At 63.1% G+C, this 16870-nt stretch carries 13 protein-coding genes and 1 tRNA gene; 7 read left to right on the top strand and 7 right to left on the bottom strand.

Annotation, left to right across the window (positions count from 1 at the left end; genetic code table 11):
- Positions 1-87 precede the first annotated feature (87 nt).
- A complete protein-coding gene (locus QM596_RS08750) occupies positions 88-1152 on the top strand; it encodes a glycerophosphodiester phosphodiesterase family protein (RefSeq protein ID WP_070796100.1) in 1065 nt (354 codons plus the stop codon).
- 300 nt (positions 1153-1452) lie between these two features.
- Here the strand turns inward: QM596_RS08750 and QM596_RS08745 are convergent.
- A tRNA-His gene (locus QM596_RS08745) sits at positions 1453-1525 on the bottom strand.
- A 188-nt stretch (positions 1526-1713) separates the two neighbouring features.
- On the opposite strand from QM596_RS08745, the gene QM596_RS08740 reads away from it, so the two are divergent.
- The gene (locus QM596_RS08740) at positions 1714-2676 is read left to right on the top strand and encodes a pseudouridine synthase (protein ID WP_283308689.1); all 963 of its coding nucleotides are present in this window, start codon (positions 1714-1716) and stop codon (positions 2674-2676) included.
- A 16-nt stretch (positions 2677-2692) separates the two neighbouring features.
- Here the strand turns inward: QM596_RS08740 and ychF are convergent, their stop codons facing one another.
- Both ychF and QM596_RS08730 read right to left on the bottom strand, forming a co-directional pair.
- Positions 2693-3772: a redox-regulated ATPase YchF gene (gene ychF / locus QM596_RS08735; protein WP_019744568.1), complete on the bottom strand. Its 1080-nt coding sequence runs from the start codon at positions 3770-3772 to the stop codon at positions 2693-2695.
- A gap of 70 nt (positions 3773-3842) precedes the next feature.
- Complete coding sequence (locus tag QM596_RS08730) at positions 3843-4346, bottom strand: CD225/dispanin family protein (protein WP_113683162.1); 504 nt, start codon at positions 4344-4346, stop codon at positions 3843-3845.
- Positions 4347-4435: 89 nt separating this feature from the next.
- Between QM596_RS08730 and QM596_RS08725 the strand changes: the two genes are divergently transcribed.
- The 3 genes from QM596_RS08725 (at position 4436) to QM596_RS08715 (ending at position 8610) form a co-directional block, all read left to right on the top strand.
- On the top strand, positions 4436-6013 hold the full coding sequence (locus QM596_RS08725; RefSeq protein ID WP_283308686.1) for an FMN-binding glutamate synthase family protein: 1578 nt from the start codon (positions 4436-4438) through the stop codon (positions 6011-6013).
- A gap of 111 nt (positions 6014-6124) precedes the next feature.
- Positions 6125-8407 (top strand): carbon starvation CstA family protein, encoded by a 2283-nt coding sequence (locus tag QM596_RS08720; RefSeq protein WP_019744571.1) that lies wholly within the window; start codon positions 6125-6127, stop codon positions 8405-8407.
- Between the two features lie 2 nt (positions 8408-8409).
- Positions 8410-8610 (top strand): YbdD/YjiX family protein, encoded by a 201-nt coding sequence (locus QM596_RS08715; protein ID WP_019744572.1) that lies wholly within the window; start codon positions 8410-8412, stop codon positions 8608-8610.
- A 6-nt stretch (positions 8611-8616) separates the two neighbouring features.
- Here the strand turns inward: QM596_RS08715 and QM596_RS08710 are convergent, their stop codons facing one another.
- Positions 8617-9021, bottom strand: a complete 405-nt coding sequence (locus tag QM596_RS08710; protein ID WP_019744573.1) for a hypothetical protein — start codon at positions 9019-9021, stop codon at positions 8617-8619.
- Positions 9022-9173: 152 nt separating this feature from the next.
- Between QM596_RS08710 and QM596_RS08705 the strand changes: the two genes are divergently transcribed.
- Entirely contained in the window at positions 9174-10367 is a 1194-nt protein-coding gene (locus QM596_RS08705; protein ID WP_003945249.1) for an AI-2E family transporter, read from the top strand.
- Here the strand turns inward: QM596_RS08705 and QM596_RS08700 are convergent, their stop codons facing one another.
- Together QM596_RS08700 and QM596_RS08695 are read right to left on the bottom strand one after the other, a co-directional pair.
- Positions 10368-13346, bottom strand: coding sequence for an AAA family ATPase (locus tag QM596_RS08700; RefSeq protein WP_283308682.1), 2979 nt, complete (start codon positions 13344-13346; stop codon positions 10368-10370). It abuts the gene before it with no gap.
- Positions 13343-14518 carry an exonuclease SbcCD subunit D gene (locus QM596_RS08695; RefSeq protein ID WP_020908513.1) on the bottom strand — a complete coding sequence of 392 codons (1176 nt, stop codon included), beginning with the start codon at positions 14516-14518 and terminating at the stop codon, positions 13343-13345. The genes QM596_RS08700 and QM596_RS08695 overlap by 4 nt, the downstream gene beginning before the upstream one ends.
- A gap of 217 nt (positions 14519-14735) precedes the next feature.
- On the opposite strand from QM596_RS08695, the gene QM596_RS08690 reads away from it, so the two are divergent.
- Positions 14736-15692: a DUF6542 domain-containing protein gene (locus tag QM596_RS08690; RefSeq protein WP_283308679.1), complete on the top strand. Its 957-nt coding sequence runs from the start codon at positions 14736-14738 to the stop codon at positions 15690-15692.
- A gap of 67 nt (positions 15693-15759) precedes the next feature.
- Here QM596_RS08690 and QM596_RS08685 read toward each other — a convergent pair whose 3' ends face one another.
- Complete coding sequence (locus QM596_RS08685; protein ID WP_003945273.1) at positions 15760-16773, bottom strand: 4-hydroxy-3-methylbut-2-enyl diphosphate reductase; 1014 nt, start codon at positions 16771-16773, stop codon at positions 15760-15762.
- Between the last annotated feature and the right edge of the window lie 97 nt (positions 16774-16870).

Genomic DNA, 16870 nt, shown 5'->3' with positions numbered 1-16870 from the left:
GTTAGTTTACCTAACGAACCCCGGCGAGCCATTCGACGCCCTTACGTTCCTTTCATGCAACTGAGCAGAATATTGTCGTGTGCCGCCGTGACCGTCGCACTCCCCCTCACCGCCCTGGCGACCCCGGCCGGCGCATCGCCAACCGGCAGTCTCGACTGGTCCGGTTCGTTCGGTAGTTCAGCACCCCAGCCGGTTTCGACGTTCGACGTCCAAGCCCACCGCGGCGGGCTCGGCCTGTACACGGAGAGCAGCCTGGCCGCGTTCTCCAATGCTCTCGAAATGGGCGTCAGCACACTGGAACTCGATACCCAGATCACCGAAGACGGGATCGCTGTCGTCACGCACGATCGTAAGATCTCGAACAAGAAATGCCTCGACACCGAGCCCGCCACTACCGGCGACCCGGAGTTCCCGTACGTCGGCAAATTCGTCAACACGCTGAGCCTGCAACAGATCAAGACCATGGACTGTGGCACGCTCCCCCTTGCCGGATACCCTGAGCAGCAAAATGTTCCGGGAGCGAATATGCAGACACTCGAAGAAGTGCTCGCTCTGGTGAAGTCGTACAACGCACCCGGAATCAAGCTCAACATCGAGACCAAGGTGGAAGCGGGAGCGCCCCACGAGACCGCCCCGCGTGAGCAGTTCGTCTCTGTAGTCCTCGATACGATCCGGGCAGCCGGATTGTTGGACAGCGTCACCATTCAGAGCTTCGACTGGGGCTCGCTCATGCTCACCCGTCAACTCGCGCCGAGTGTGCCCGTGGTCGCGCTCACCAACGGTGACTTTCTCCAGGTAGGCAAGGACGGAGCGTCACCGTGGCTCGGCGGTCTGGACATCGATGATTTCGGTGGCGACGGCATCTCGGCGGTGGCAACCTTCGGCGCCTCCGCCTACTCCCCTGTCCAAGGAACTCCCCAGGGTGGAAAGGTCGGCGACCCCGGCTTCGCCTTGTACCCGACAGCCGACATGATCGCGAGCGCACATGCGCGTGGCATGAAGGTCATCCCGTGGACCGTCGATGATCCCGCCACCATGCACGCCCTCATAGACCTGGGTGTCGACGGAATCATCACCGATTACCCTGACCGTCTCCGCGCCGTCCTGTCCGAGCGCGGTATGCCGCTACCAGCGCCTGCGGTCAAGAAGTAACCTCCACCGCGCACCGAAGCAGGTACCTGAACAGGTACTTCGGCCGATGTCCGCGGGGTGTCGCCGGACGCATCCTGGACAGGTACTTGCTCGGGTGATCGGAGGTGAATTCTGATGATGTCTTTGAAGGATCAGTTGGACAACTGCGAATACCTACTTGCCGACGCGGAAATGGCGGGTGACTGGAATGCTGTTCGGCGATTCAGGGAATACCGGCTGAGGCTCGTTCGACAACTGTGCAGGCAAAGGGCTGCCGGTCTCTGCGCCTAGAGTCCTCACGTCAGCCGTATCTGAACTGAGTCCCTCTGGGCGGTTACGATCCGCCGTCGCCCGAGTCACAGTCGGGTGCTCTCACCAATTGAGCTACAGAAGGTATGGACCGCAGTGCTTTTCGACTGCGACCTTTCTCTGCCGAACCATACGGGCCCGCATCTCGCCTGCGCTACTGATTTTCCGACTCGACGATCTCTGGTGATCACCGGTCCGAGTTGGTCCCCACGTCCCCGCGGGGACGTCTCCGGCAAGGCCGCACCGAATCACCGCTGACCAGCAGTCGATGGGATGATTACCTGTGTGTCCATGTCCCCACCGCTGCCCGTCAAGAACGGGGTTGGCCCGACGCGCCTACGCATCCCGCTCTCTGGGCCGTGGACGACGATCGCCGAGTACGTCGTAGCCAAGTTCGACCATCTGGACGCCGAAAACCTGTATCGGCGGTTCGACGACGGCGAGTTCGTGGGTATCGACGGCCAGTCGATCTGCCGGAGCACAGAACTCAGCGCGCACCGGTTCATCTGGTACTACCGTGAGTTGCCGGCGGAGGACCCGGTGCCGTTCCGCGAGGAGATCCTGCACATCGACGACGATCTCGTCGTCATCGACAAGCCCCATTTTCTCCCGACCACCCCCAGCGGGCGCTACCTCCGCGAGTCGGCGCTCGTCCGATTGCGGGTCCGTCTCGACAACCCAGATCTGACCCCGATCCATAGACTCGACCGCGGCACCGCAGGGGTGGTGATGTTCTCGGCCCGCCCCGCGACGCGCGGCGCGTACCAGTCACTGTTCGAGAAGCGGCAGGTCACGAAGGTCTACGAGGCGGTGTCGGCGCGACCGTCCCGGTGGGGCCAGGATGCGCCAGCGCTCGACGTCCCTCTCGTTTACCGCAACCACATCGAAGCTCGACGCGGCGAGTTGCGGGTCGTCGTCGACGACAGCCGTGAACCCAACTCCGAGACCATGATCGAGGCGCGAGGGATGGGCGTGAGCGCCTCCGGACGTGCTGTGCTGCACACGGTTCTACGTCCGCAGTCCGGACGGATGCACCAGTTACGGGTGCATCTGGCAGCTCTCGGCGCCGGGATCCTGGGCGACCGGCGATACCCCGACCTGCTTCCCGACGCCCCGGACGATCATTCCCTCCCACTCCAATTGCTCGCGAGGGAACTCGAATTCACCGACCCGTTGACTGGGAGAGCGCGGCGGTTTGTGACACGTCGGACGCTCAGCGAGTTGCCCGTGGGGTGAGGACCAGAAGCCGGATTTAGACGTTGAAGCGGAACTCCACCACATCGCCGTCGGCCATGACGTATTCCTTGCCCTCCATGCGGACCTTGCCTGCAGCCTTGGCTGCGGCCATGGAACCCGCCTCGACGAGGTCGTCGAAGGACACGATTTCAGCCTTGATGAAGCCGCGCTCGAAGTCGGTGTGAATGACGCCGGCAGCCTGGGGCGCGGTGTCACCCTTGTGGATCGTCCAGGCGCGAGCTTCCTTCGGACCAGCCGTCAGGTAGGTCTGCAGTCCGAGGGTGTGGAAGCCGGTGCGCGCGAGAGCGTGCAGGCCCGGCTCGGTCTGACCGATCGAGTCGAGCATTTCCTGGCGGTCTTCCTCGTCGAGCTCGAGGAGTTCCTGCTCGACCTTCGCGTCGAGGAACACAGCGTCGGCCGGTGCGACGGATGCGCGCAATTCCGCAACCTTCGCTGCGTCGGTGAGCACTGACTCGTCGGCGTTGAAGACGTACAGGAAGGGCTTGGTGGTGAGCAGGCTCAGTTCACGCAGCAGCGAGAAGTCGAGCTTGTCCTTGACACTGAAGAGCGTCGTGCCCTCGTTGAGGAAGGCCTGAGCCTTGAGTGCCTCGTCGTGGGCCGGCTTGAGCTCCTTGTTCTTGCGAGCTTCCTTGTCCAGACGCGGGAGAGCCTTCTCCAAGGTCTGCATGTCGGCGATCACGAGCTCGGTCTCGATGACTTCGATATCGGAGGCCGGGTCGACCTTGCCGTCGACGTGGATGACGTCGTCGTCGGCGAAGACGCGAACTACCTGGCAGATGGCGTCCGCTTCACGGATGTTGGCCAGGAACTTGTTGCCAAGGCCTGCGCCCTCGGACGCGCCCTTCACGATTCCCGCGATGTCGACGAACGACACGGTCGCGGGGAGGATGCGCTCGGAGCCGAAGATCTCGGCGAGCTTCTGCAGCCGCGGATCAGGCAGCTCGACCAGGCCGACGTTGGGTTCGATGGTCGCGAACGGGTAGTTCGCTGCCAACACGTCGTTGTTGGTCAGTGCATTGAAAAGGGTGGACTTGCCGACGTTGGGCAGTCCGACGATTCCGAGGGTAAGGCTCACGGTCTGTGGATTCTACGGCCTCGCGGCGACGTGACGGGTACTCGCCCCACCGTCACGTCGCGGCAGGTGATCAGTTGTAGGTATACGAATCGACGGACGACACGATCGCAACCAGGAAGATGACGTAGAACGCGATGAACAGCACCCAGCAGATGACGGCTATGAGGAGCGAGATCTGCCCGAGCTTCTTCACCCGCTCGGACGCGTACTGCGCGCCCTGGTGATCGCCCATCGCCCACTTCGGGTAGATGTCGTGGAGATGGTTGAACGCGGCGAACGCGATAGGCCAGAAGAACAGGATCGACGCGACGGCCCATCCCGCGTTGGACTTCGGCGGACCGTACTGAGGCGCCGTGTACGTGGGTGCGGCGCTGTACTGCTGGGTCGCGCTGTACTGCTGACCGGTCGGATACTGCTGTCCGGCTGAGTACTGCGGGTCGGTCGGGTACTGCTGGCCCGTCGGATACTCCTGGCCTGCTGAATATTGCTGACCGGCTGAATACTGCTGGCCCGCCGGATACTGCTGCTCCTTCGGATCCTGCGGGTCGGTCGGATATTGCGGTTCGGTCATCATTCCCCCAAAGAGTCGGATTCGGTTCTCTATCGCAGAACCTAGTGGAGACTTACCGCTGCCGTGTCACAGTGGGCGCCTACGCTCTCGAGGTGACTCGGATGCTGATCGTGCTCTTGATATGGATAGTGGGTCTCGGCACCGCCGCGCTCGCAATTGTCGCCTCGCCCGGATGGTGGGTGATCGCTGTCGTCACTCTCGCGCTGGCGGCGATGGGCACCTACGACCTCACTCAGAAGTCCCACAGCATCCTCCGTAACTATCCGGTCCTGGGGCACGCGCGATTCCTCCTCGAGAAGATTCGACCGGAGATCCAGCAGTACTTCGTCGAATCATCCACCGATGGAATGCCATTCGATCGCGAAACGCGAGATCTGGTTTACGAGCGTGCAAAGGGAACACTGGCGGAGGAGCCCTTCGGGACCGAGCGCGACGTCAATGCGATCGGCTACGAGTTCATGACGCATTCGATTCGCGCACGGACCGCCCCCGACACCGTTCCGCGAGTTCGCCTCGGCGGACGCGATTGCACGAAGCCGTACGACATCGCTCTCTTGAACGTCTCCGCGATGAGCTTTGGGTCGTTGTCCGCCAACGCAATCGAGGCCCTCAACGCCGGCGCCGCCAAAGGCGGCTTCGCCCACGACACCGGCGAAGGCGCGATCAGTCCGTATCACCGCAAACACGGCGGCGATCTGATCTGGGAAATTGCCTCGGGATACTTCGGATGCCGAACCGAGGACGGCCGATTCGATCCTGACCGGTTTGCCGAGCGTGCCGGCCTCGATCAGGTGAAGGCCATTTCGATCAAGCTCTCGCAAGGTGCGAAACCCGGGTTGGGTGGCGTGCTTCCCGGAGTCAAGGTCTCCCCCGAAATCGCCGAAACCCGCGGGGTACCCGTCGGCCAGACCGTGATTTCGCCACCCGCGCACACCGCGTTCAGCACCCCGGTCGAACTGGTCGATTTCATCGCGACCCTGCGAAAACTGTCGGGCGGCAAGCCGGTCGGGATGAAACTGTGCGTCGGCTCGCGTCGTGAATTCCTCGGAATCTGCAAGGCGATGATCGAACGCGGCATCACGCCCGACTTCATCATCGTGGACGGTTCCGAAGGCGGCACCGGCGCTGGTCCGGTGGAATTCGAGGACCACATGGGAATGCCGTTGACCGAAGGCCTGATGCTCGTGCACAACGCCTTGGTGGGAACCGGTCTGCGCGCTCTCGTGAAAGTCGGCGCTTCCGGAAAGGTGGCGAGCGGCTCCGACATCGTCAAACGCATCATCCAAGGCGCAGACTTCACGATGGCTGCCCGCGCAATGATGTTCGCAGTGGGCTGCATTCAGGCCCAGATGTGCCACACAAACCGCTGCCCGGTCGGCGTTGCCACTCAGGATCCGGCACGCACCCGCGCACTCGACATCCCCGACAAGAGCGAGCGCGTCTACCGCTTCCAGAAGGCAACTGTCGCCAGCGCACAACAGATGATCGCGTCGATGGGCTTCGATTCGTTCGACCAACTGCAACCGGGAATGCTCAACCGCCGCGTCGACGGTCTCACCACGCGTACCTATGCCGACCTGTTCGACTGGCTGATGCCGGGCGAACTGCTCGACTCCCCGCCGCAGAGCTGGCTCACCGATTGGATCGACGCCGACGCTCACCGATTCTGACGCCGGTCGACTCCCGCGCCACAGATCGCGCGGATTCACCCGTCTGGTCCTACAGTGACAGATGGCCCGCTGTGACGGCGGCCACACTGCACTAGTGGACGGAGTTCGACGATGAGCTTGACGACTGCGCCGGAACCAAATGTCGAGTACCTGAAAACCGATCCTGACCTGCCACCTGTCGGCGTCATCGACAAAACACCCATTTCCACCACTGCGCGCGTCGTCTTCCTCGTTCTCGGACTGGTCGGCGCGGGCTCCTGGTACATGATTGCGATCGTCCGCGGTGAACACATCAGCGCCGTGTGGTTCGTGTTGGCCGCAATCTGTACCTATCTGATCGCCTACCGCTTCTATGCGCGGTTGATCGAACGCAAGATCGTCAAGCCTCGCGACGACGTCGCAACTCCCGCCGAAATCATGGAGAACGGCGCCGACTACATGCCGACCGACCGTCGGGTGCTGTTCGGTCACCACTTCGCGGCAATCGCCGGTGCCGGTCCCCTGGTCGGACCCGTCCTGGCGGCGCAGATGGGATACCTACCGGGAACGATCTGGATCATCGTCGGCGTGGTGTTCGCCGGGGCGGTGCAGGACTTCATGGTCCTGTGGATCTCGTCGAAGCGCCGCGGGCGCAGCCTCGGTCAGATGGCCCGCGAAGAACTCGGCCTCGTCGGCGGCGTCGCCGCATTGATCGGCGTGTTCGTCATCATGATCATCCTCATCGCGGTGCTCGGACTTGTGGTCGTCAATGCGCTCGCCGAGTCCCCGTGGGGAGTGTTCTCGATCGCGATGACCATCCCCATCGCCCTGTTCATGGGCGTGTACCTGCGGTATCTGCGGCCGGGCAAGGTTTCCGAAGTCTCCCTGATCGGCGTCGTCCTGCTTCTCCTGGCCATCGTCTCCGGTGGTTGGGTAGCCGATACCGGTTGGGGCGCAGACTGGTTCACACTCTCGAAGGTCACAATTGCGTGGCTGATGATCGCGTACGGATTCGCCGCTTCGGTGCTGCCCGTCTGGCTGCTCCTGGCACCGCGCGACTACTTGTCGACGTTCATGAAGGTCGGCACCATCGCGCTGCTGGCCATCGGAATTCTGGTCGCACGACCCGCGCTGAACATGCCTGCAGTGACGCCGTTCGCCTCCAACGGCGAAGGCCCCGCCTTTGCCGGTTCACTGTTCCCGTTCCTATTCATCACCATTGCCTGTGGCGCACTCTCGGGCTTCCACGCGCTGATCGCGTCCGGCACGACGCCGAAACTGCTCGAGAAGGAAAGCCAGACCAAGATGATCGGGTACGGCGGCATGCTGACCGAATCGTTTGTCGCGATCATGGCTCTGGTCACCGCCTGCATCCTCGATCAGCACCTGTACTTCGCACTCAACGCTCCCGCGGCGCTGACCGGTGGAACACCGGAAACCGCAGCCGAATACGTCAACAATCTGCCCCTCGGCACCGCCCCCATCACACCGGACGTGCTGACGCAGGCAGCCGAGGCCGTCGGGGAAGAATCGATCATCTCGAGAACCGGCGGCGCCCCGACGCTCGCGTTCGGCATGTCCGAAGTGCTCAGCGACGTCTTCGGCGGCGACTCGCTGAAATCGTTCTGGTACCACTTCGCGATCATGTTCGAGGCTCTCTTCATCCTCACCACGATCGATGCCGGCACTCGCGTCGCTCGATTCATGCTCTCGGACTCGCTCGGCAACTTCGGCGGTCCGGCAAAGAAGTTCAAGGACCCGTCGTGGCGCATCGGTGCGTGGCTGTGCTCGCTGATCGTCGTCGCTGCGTGGGGCGCGATCCTGCTCATGGGTGTCACCGATCCGCTCGGCGGAATCAACACGCTCTTCCCACTCTTCGGCATCGCCAACCAACTTCTGGCCGCGATCGCACTGACGGTGGTCATGACGATCGTCATGAAGAAGGGCCTGTTCAAATGGGCCTGGATCCCCGGCGTGCCATTGGTGTGGGACCTGGTCGTGACCATGACCGCGTCGTACCAGAAGATCTTCTCCGACAACCCCGCGATCGGTTACTGGGCTCAGCACAACGTGTTCAAGGATGCGAAGGCAGCAGGTGAGACGGCGCACGGTTCTGCGAAGACTCCGGAGGCCATCGATGCCGTCATCCGCAACACCTTCATTCAGGGCACGCTCTCGATCATCTTCGCGTCTCTGGTGATCGTCGTGGTCATCGCCGGGATCATCGTATGTGCCAAGGCAATCCGGGCCGGTGGGCTGCCGACCACCGAGTCCCCGGAGGAACCGTCGAAGATCTTCGGTCCCGCAAGCTTCATTCCGACGCCCGCGGAGAAGGAAATCCAGAAGGAATGGGACGAGCTCATCAAAGCCGGGAAGGTCCGGGCACCCGGCGCCGCGCACGGAGGTGGGCACTGACCATGACCATGACGGCAAAACTCACCACAGCGTTCCGCGGAACGCTGTGGTGGGTTCGCTCGGTGATGGGTGATCTCGACTATCAGCGCTACGTCGAGCACACCCGACGCCACCACGCCGACTCACCGGTGATCAGCGAACGAGAGTTCTGGCGCCGCCGGCATGCAGCAGCCGACGCCAACCCGGGCGCCCGCTGCTGCTGAATCCGGTCAGGGGCAGGTGGCCTTCGCGAGTTCGTAAATGTGGCCGGCCTGCTCGTCGGTGGGCTTGTTGCCGTTGTTCTCGGCCAGGTCGGTGATCTTGGACTTGACCTCCGCCTCGTCCGTGCCGTTGGCGACCTCGGTGCACGTGGTCGTCAAGATCTCCTCGATGTCTGCGTCGTCGCGGTTCTCCGCCAACGGTGCGTAAGCCCCACGGAAGGTGGCGACGAACAACGCCGTCTTGCCCTGGTCGATGGCGTTGCCCGCTGACTGCTTCGCCGTCTCGAGCGCCTGTTGCCCGCTCGTGACTGCCTCGCTGATCTTGTTCTGCGCGTTGTCCTGATCCTCGGTGCTACACGCGGTGAGCCCGAGAACGACGATTGCTGCTGCCCCGACTGCTGCTGCGATTCTCATGACGGAAATGTTAGTCCGCCTGGCATGCTTCAAAACACAGTATTGCATCGCAACACACGAGTTATCGCATGCAGTCGTTACGATCAGCTCAGCTAGATCACCGGATTCTCACATCGGCGAGGAGATCCCTGCGCCGACGGAAAGGACGATCAGTGAGCGAGCAAGACAAGGGGACGTCCGCAGGGGTGCGAAAGCGCGACCGCGGCGAGATCATCGGGCAAGGGGGTATGTGGCTCGCAAAGTGGTCGTTGGTGTTGGCATCGATTTCGCTGGGCGCCTGGATTTTCGGTTGGCTGATCGAAAAGCTCTGGGTCATCATCCTGCCGGTGGCTCTGGCAATCGTCGTTGCGACAGTCATGTGGCCGCCGACCCGCGGAATGATCAAGCGCGGTATGCCACCGGCCGCGGCAGCCGGCATCACCCTGGTCCTCTCGATCGGAATCTTGGCCGGTGTGATCGCAGGCATCGTTCCGTCAGTGGTCAGCCAGGCCCCCGAGCTCGCGAACAAGACCACCGAGGGCATCAATCAGGTTCAGGACTGGCTCCAGGGTCCGCCACTGAATCTGAAGGACGACCAGATCGACAACGCAGTCCATGCCGTCATCACGAAGGTGCAGGAAAGTGGAACCGCCATCGCTTCAGGCGTTTTCAGCGGTGTGAGCACGGCGAGCTCGTTGTTGGTCACGCTCGGTTTGGTCCTGATTCTCGCCTTCTTCTTCATCAAGGACGGACCGAGGTTCATCCCCTGGCTGCACGCTGTCGGCGGCGGCCGCGCCGGTCGGCATCTCGAAGAGGTCCTCACCCGCATGTGGGACACGCTCGGCGGATTCATCAGGACTCAAGCACTGGTGAGCCTGATCGACGCGGTCTTCATCGGCGCCGGATTGCTCATTCTCGGGGTCCCGCTGGCACCGGTGCTGGCAATTCTGACGTTCATCGGTGGATTCATCCCGATCGTCGGTGCGTTTGTCGCCGGCGCCCTGGCTGTGTTGGTTGCGTTGGTGGCAAACGGCCTCACCACCGCCATCATCGTGCTGATCATCATCCTGGCCGTTCAGCAGATCGAAGGAAACGTCCTTCAGCCTGTGCTGCAGAGCAAGTCGATGAAACTCCACGCCGTCATCGTGCTGCTTGCCGTGGCCGCCGGTAGCTCGCTGTACGGCATCGTCGGCGCCTTCCTCGCAGTGCCCGTCGCCGCTGTTGCAGCAGTTGTCATCCGCTACATCGGAGAGCAGATCGACGAACGCGCAAGCGACAACGAGCCGATGCCCGCCGGCGATGCCTCGGACATCCTCGAAGATCAAGACGACGACGCCGAGTCAGAGGTAGAGAACAAAAAGGCCTGATCAGCCCGCGATCACCTTCACCGAGGAGCCTGCACGTCCGCGAATGACGTGCAGGCGACTCGGGATTCGCTGCCTCATCTCGTCCACGTGACTGACGATGCCCACCACTCGTCCTCCGTCGCGAAGCTCGTCCAACACAGCCATCACCGAGTCGAGGGTGTCGGCGTCGAGGGTGCCGAATCCTTCGTCGATGAACATCGTGTCGAGAACGATTCCGCCGGACTCCGCCGCAACCACATCGGCGAGTCCGAGCGCCAAAGACAATGACGCCAAGAACGATTCACCGCCCGAGAGCGTCTTCGCCGAGCGAACGACGCCCGTGAAGTCGTCCCGGATGTCGAGTCCCAGACCGCCGCGGCGACCCCGAGATCCTGCCTCGTCACTGTGCACGAACTCGTACCGCCCCCCGGACATCCGCTGCAGCCGAACCGATGCCGACACGGCGATCTCTTCCAACCGCGAAGCGAGCACATACGCTCGCAGCGACATCTTGCGACTGTTCTGACCTTTACCGGCGATCACGTCTGCGAGGGCAGCGAGTTCGTCGTGCAGTTCACGCTCAGGTGCAACCGCCTCGTAGGCCTTCTCGAGTTGTCCGCTGAAACGTTCGAGATCCGACACACGGTTCTCGGCCAGGGAAGCGGCCGCAACAGCCGAGTTCACCACCTCGGCGCACTGAAGCGCGAGGCCGCGAGGGCCGTCCACGTCGACGGTCTCGACTTCACCCACCGCAACAACCTCGGGGTCGTCGAGGACAGTCCGGGCGGCAACCTCGAGGTCACGCGCCTTGGCGAGTTCCGTTTCGATCGCCGCTATTCGGGCAGGCGCTCTCACCCCTCCGATCGCAGCCTCGACCGAATCGAATCCGGCAGCGGCCGCCGCAGCGGCCAGTTTGGCCGACAGTTCCGCCGATCGGGCCTGCGCACGAACGGCGTCGTCGCGCATTTCGGACGCCGCCGTGGCAGCGGAGGCAAGGCCGTCAAACCGCGAGCGCCGAGCAGCGATGGTCGAATCTTCTCCCACCGCAGCAACGATCGCCGCTCGAATCTGCACGACCGTCGCTGACAGAGTCGTCCTACGCTCGGCAAGTGCCGCCAATTCGGCTGTCAGAGAAGCGGATTCCTGTTGTAGTTCGGTGTCACGCCCATTGAGTTGCGCAAGTTTTTGTGCCAGCACTCCAACCTGACCGGCAGAGTGTGTCGCCTCGTCGACGGCGTTCCGTGCCTCGGCGCGGAGCCTGTCGAGTTCTTCGGAATCGCCGTCTCCGCCGCGCGCGATCACCCGGTCGATGTCACGTTCGACGGTTACCTGGCGATCGGCCACCTTGCTGAGGGCTTTCTCGGCCGCACGCTCGGCCGCTGACGCGGCTTCCAGATCGGGCTCGGTGACCGTGACGACATCCGACTGAGCCAGCGCAGGGTGTTCACGCGAACCACACACCTGGCATGGGTCACCAGGCGCGAGTGAACTCGCCAACTCCGCCGCCATGCCCTCGATACACTTTTGCACGAGGTCGAGCCAGCGCCCGCGAGCACTCTGATGGGCGTCGCGCGCATCCAACACCTGCACACGAATCTTCTCGGCTTGTGCACGCAGAGAAACGATTTCATGGGCCGCTGTCGCGGCATCCGACGCTTTTACGAGTGCAGCCTCGAGGCCAGGCAGAGCCGCGTGAGCGCGTTGCGCATCCTCCAGTCGTTGGCCGGCCGAGCGCACCAGTTCTGGCAGTTGTGTGCGTTCAACCGCGATGGCATCGATGCGCTCGGACAGGGAGTCTCGCCGAACTCCGAGTTTCTCGATCTCGGCTTCTGCCGCATCGGCTCGTCGAGCGTCCTCCGCCATTGCGTCCAGGCGAACGATCTCGTCACGCCAGGTCCGGATCCGAGCTACGACGCGTTGACGCTCATCGTCGGTGGGTGGCCACACCTCCGGCACGAAAATCTCCGGACCGTCGAGTGCGGAGTAGGTCGACATCGCTGTGGTCATCGATTCGAGTGCGGCCGCGAGATGCAAGCCGGCAGCGTCCACATCGCCGGCGACAGCGGCCACCGGTAGTGCACGCTTGGCGGTCTCGAGTTCGGCGCCGATCACAGCTCTTTGGGAGGCGCCCGTATTGAATGCTGCGAGTTCAGCGGTCGCACGATTACGGCGAGCTACCAGATCTGCGGTTCGCTGCGCCGCCGACAGAACCCGATTAGCCTCGGCTGCTGCATCTTTCGCGGTCACCAGCTCCGCGAGACTTGCATCGCGGGTGTCCTGAGCCTCGGCGAGGAGTTTGCGCGACCATTCCAGTGGGTGTGCCTCGGCGCCCACCTCGAGTCCCGCAGCTGTCTCGACCTTCGCGAGCAGCAGTCGTACGGATTGCTCCCTGGCCGCGAGCGCGGTCGCACTTGCCTTTCGTTTGGCGTCGAACCATGCCTCGACGGAGACAAATCGCTTGGTGTCGAACAGACGCTCGAGCAGTTTGCCTCGCTCGTCGCTCTCGGCACGCAAGAATTTGGCGAACTCACCCTGCGGCAAGAGCACCACCTGGAAGAACTGATCAGCGCTCATGCCCATGAGGCGGTTGATTTCGTCACCGATGTCAGGGATGCGCGAAAGGTTTTCGCCGCGGCCGTCCAACCACGTCAGTGTGGCCTTTGCATTCTCTGTGATCGAACCGGTGCCACGCTTCTTCGGGCGCGAATACTCTGGACTACGAACAAGTTTGATTCTGCGACCACTGATGGTCGCTTCGAGTTCCACGCGCGGCACCGAACCGGCAGGCGCATGATCGGACAGTAGCCGTTTGCCCTCGTTGCGCGCACCCGGAACCCGCCCGTACAGGGCAAAGGAAACCGCGTCGAGGATCGTGGTCTTGCCCGCACCGGTGTCGCCGTGCAGAAGGAACAGCCCGTCTGCACCCAATCGGTCGAAGTCGACCTCGACAGTGTCGGCAAAGGGCCCGAAAGAGCTGACTTCGAGTTTGTGAAGCCTCACGCGGTTTCACTCAGTTCTACCGTGGACTCCTCGGCGCGCGCGGCAGCGCTGAGCGCTTCGGCCATCAACGTGACCTCCCGCTCGGATGGGTCACTACGCACGGCCGAGACAAAGCCACGGGCGATCTCCATGTCGGTTCGACCCCGTACCGCGTCGCGATACTTGAGATCCGATTGTCCTTCCGGCCTTTGCCATTCGAGGTGAACGGCAAAGGGGAAACGTGCCTGGAGCTGCCTCATGGCATCGACGGGACGAACCGGATCAGTGAGCAAAGCGGAGACGTAGCACTGCTCGGAATCGGCGTACTTCGACTCGGTGAGAAGTTCCTCGAGAGTTCCCGTCACCTGGCTCAGCCCTCGAATCACCGGAAGATCGAGGCGCTGCACCGACGACAGACCGGCTGCGTCGAGTTCGATCAAAAGCGCAGCCTTGCGGTGGCTGCGCTCACCGAACGAATACGGCAACGGTGAACCTGAGTAGCGGACGCTCTCCGAGAGCATCTGGGGCGAATGCAGATGCCCCAGCGCAACGTAGTCGACACCGGCAAACTCGCCCACTGCGACAGTCTCCACTCCGCCGACCGAAATGGAGCGTTCCGATTCAGACGCCTCACCGCCCACGACAAAGGCATGCGCGAGCAGTACCGACCGAGTCGACGGATCGGTAGCTGTTCGTTCGGCGAGGTCTCGCCGAACACGCGACATTGCCGCACCGAGGATGTCGGAATGAGTACGAGCCCGGGGCACGTCCAACTCGACGCGCGTGATCTCCGGCTCGAGATACGGAATCCCGTAAAACGCGACAGGTCCGAACTGATCACTGAGCATCACCGGAGTACCGATCTGGCCGACTCGGGTGATCAAGTGCAATCCGCCGGCAGCTGCAAAGGACGCCCCGGCACCGAGCCGCACCGCGGAATCGTGGTTGCCGGACGTGGCGACGATGACCGCTCCGGCCGCCCGGATTGCCTCGAAGCCTCGATTGCACACCGTGACCGCGTCGGAACTGGGAATTGAGCGGTCGTAGATGTCACCGGGCACGACCACGACGTCAACACCGTGTTCGCGGACGGAATCCGCGATGGAACCGAGCACACTAGCCTGATCGGCCAACAGATCGACGCCGTGAAACGTGCGACCTATGTGCCAATCGGAGGTGTGCAGAATCTTCATGAATCCGACGGTAGAGCAGCCCACCGACACTGCCGATCTCCCACGCTGACGGCTTCGACGATGTGCCCCAACCCACGAACGTCCGGTGACCCTGCACACAATCCGTCCGGTTCGTTTGGCGAAGAACCCGAAACCATCGCGCCATCGCGTCGATAAATGCGCCAGCCACGACCCGCACAAACACGGCCGACAACGCAAGAACCGCTAATGTCGTTATGTGTCTGCAACCCAACGTGCTCGCTCCGGGGTACCGCTGGACAAGCGATCGCTCATCGTGACCGTCCCCGGCCTGCCCTGGTGGGGAGTGATCCTGCTTGCTGCCGGTGTCACCGCCGTCGGCGTACTGATCGATGCAACCGGAGGCGGCGGCGAGCTCACCGCGGTGTTCTCGACGTTCTACTTCCTGGGCTGTCTCTTCGCTGTGGTTGCCGCTTCGAACAAGGCTCTTTTCACCGCGATGGCCCAACCTCCGTTGCTGCTCTTCGCTGCGGTGCCGATCGGGCACACGCTCATCGGCAAGGACAACAGCACCGCACTGCGCGACATCGCGATCAACATCGCGTACCCGTTGGTCAACCGCTTTCCGATCATGTTGGCCGCAACCGTCGTCGTGCTGATAATCGGCGGTTTCCGGTACTTCCTGCTCAATCAGCGTCCCACCGGGCCTGCGCGCTCGACCCGCTCCCGCCGCTCGGCGACCGCCACTCGAGAATCCTCTGCGGCTGCCACGCGAGAACAATCCGCGCCCCAGACCGGGCGTCGCCGCAGAGTCTCGGACGCGCCCGTCCCCGGGCCCCCGCGTCGCCGCGCCCCCGAGGTGGACGAACAGCCCGCTTACCGAAGCGCTCCCAGGCGCGAACCGATCGAAGACGATCGCCCGCTGCCGCCCCGGAGAAGCCCACTGCCACCCAGGGTCGATCGCACGCACCAACCGCCTACGCGTCGCCCTCAGCCGGACAGCAGACCGACAGCAGACGACGACTACCCGTCGTACGGTCGCCGCCGGGCGCCCGAGCCCACTCCGTCGCCCAGGCGTGAGGAGCGGATGGAGCCCTTCTTCGCTTCGGGTGACGACGTATCACCGCCGCTGCCCCCTCGCCGCCGCCCACCCGGAGTCGATCTTCCGGCGTATCCGCCGCCGCGAGTTCGGTATCGCGATCGCGAAGAGCCCTGACAGACGAGCCCAGCACCAAAAAATGCGGGGCACCTTCCAGATGGAAGGTGCCCCGGATTTTCTTGGTCTAGGACGTGCGCGCTGCTCGCAATTCACGGGGAAGAGCGAACACCAAGGTCTCGTTGGCTGTGGTGACGGGCTGAACGTCGTTGTATCCGTGCTCTGCAAGAAGTTCGATCACGCCGCGCACGAGCACCTCGGGCACTGATGCGCCTGACGTGATGCCGACGGTCTGGACACCCTCGAGCCACGCGAGATCGACCTCACGGGCGTAGTCGACCAGGTACGACGCGGCAGCGCCTGCACCGAGCGCGACTTCGACCAGGCGAACCGAGTTGGACGAGTTCCGTGAACCCACCACGATCACGAGATCGCACTCGGGAGCCATCGCCTTGACCGCGACCTGACGGTTCTGTGTGGCGTAGCAGATGTCGTCGGACGGCGGGTCCTGCAGATTGGGGAAGCGCTCACGCAGGCGCGCGACAGTCTGCATCGTCTCGTCGACGCTCAGTGTGGTCTGGGAAAGCCAGATGACCTTCGACTCGTCACGAACCGTGACCGCGTCGACCGAATCCGGCCCGTCGACGATGGTGACGTGATCGGGAGCCTCACCTGCGGTGCCCTCGACCTCCTCGTGGCCTTCGTGGCCGATGAGGAGAATGTCGTAATCGTCGCGAGCGAATCGCTTTGCTTCCTGGTGCACCTTCGTGACCAGGGGGCACGTAGCGTCGATCGTGCGCAGGTTCCGCTCGGCGGCCGAGTCGTGGACGGCCGGAGACACACCGTGCGCTGAGAACACGAGGAGTGATCCTTCCGGAACCTCGTCGGTTTCGTCGACGAAGATCACGCCTTGATCTTCGAGCGTCTCGACGACGTGGCGATTGTGGACGATCTCCTTACGCACGTAGATGGGTGCGCCGTGCTTCTCGAGCGCCTTCTCGACGGTCTCGACCGCGCGGTCGACGCCGGCGCAGTATCCGCGAGGCTCGGCGAGGAGCACGCGCTTGGCGCTGCCCTTGCGGGTGGACGGCGAATCAGCCGAGTGCGCGATACCGAGATTGAGAGGAACAGCCGAAGACATGTGACCAGCCTACTGGCACCTCGAACGTGAGACACTCCGGCAAACGTGAACACCTCGGTTTCGGGCTCCGATCGAAGGTTCCGAAGTAAACGAGTAC

Source organism: Rhodococcus sp. IEGM 1406 (assembly GCF_030056745.1).
In the GTDB taxonomy this organism is placed as follows: domain Bacteria; phylum Actinomycetota; class Actinomycetes; order Mycobacteriales; family Mycobacteriaceae; genus Rhodococcus_F; species Rhodococcus_F erythropolis.
This window is presented reverse-complemented; position numbering and strand designations above follow the sequence as displayed.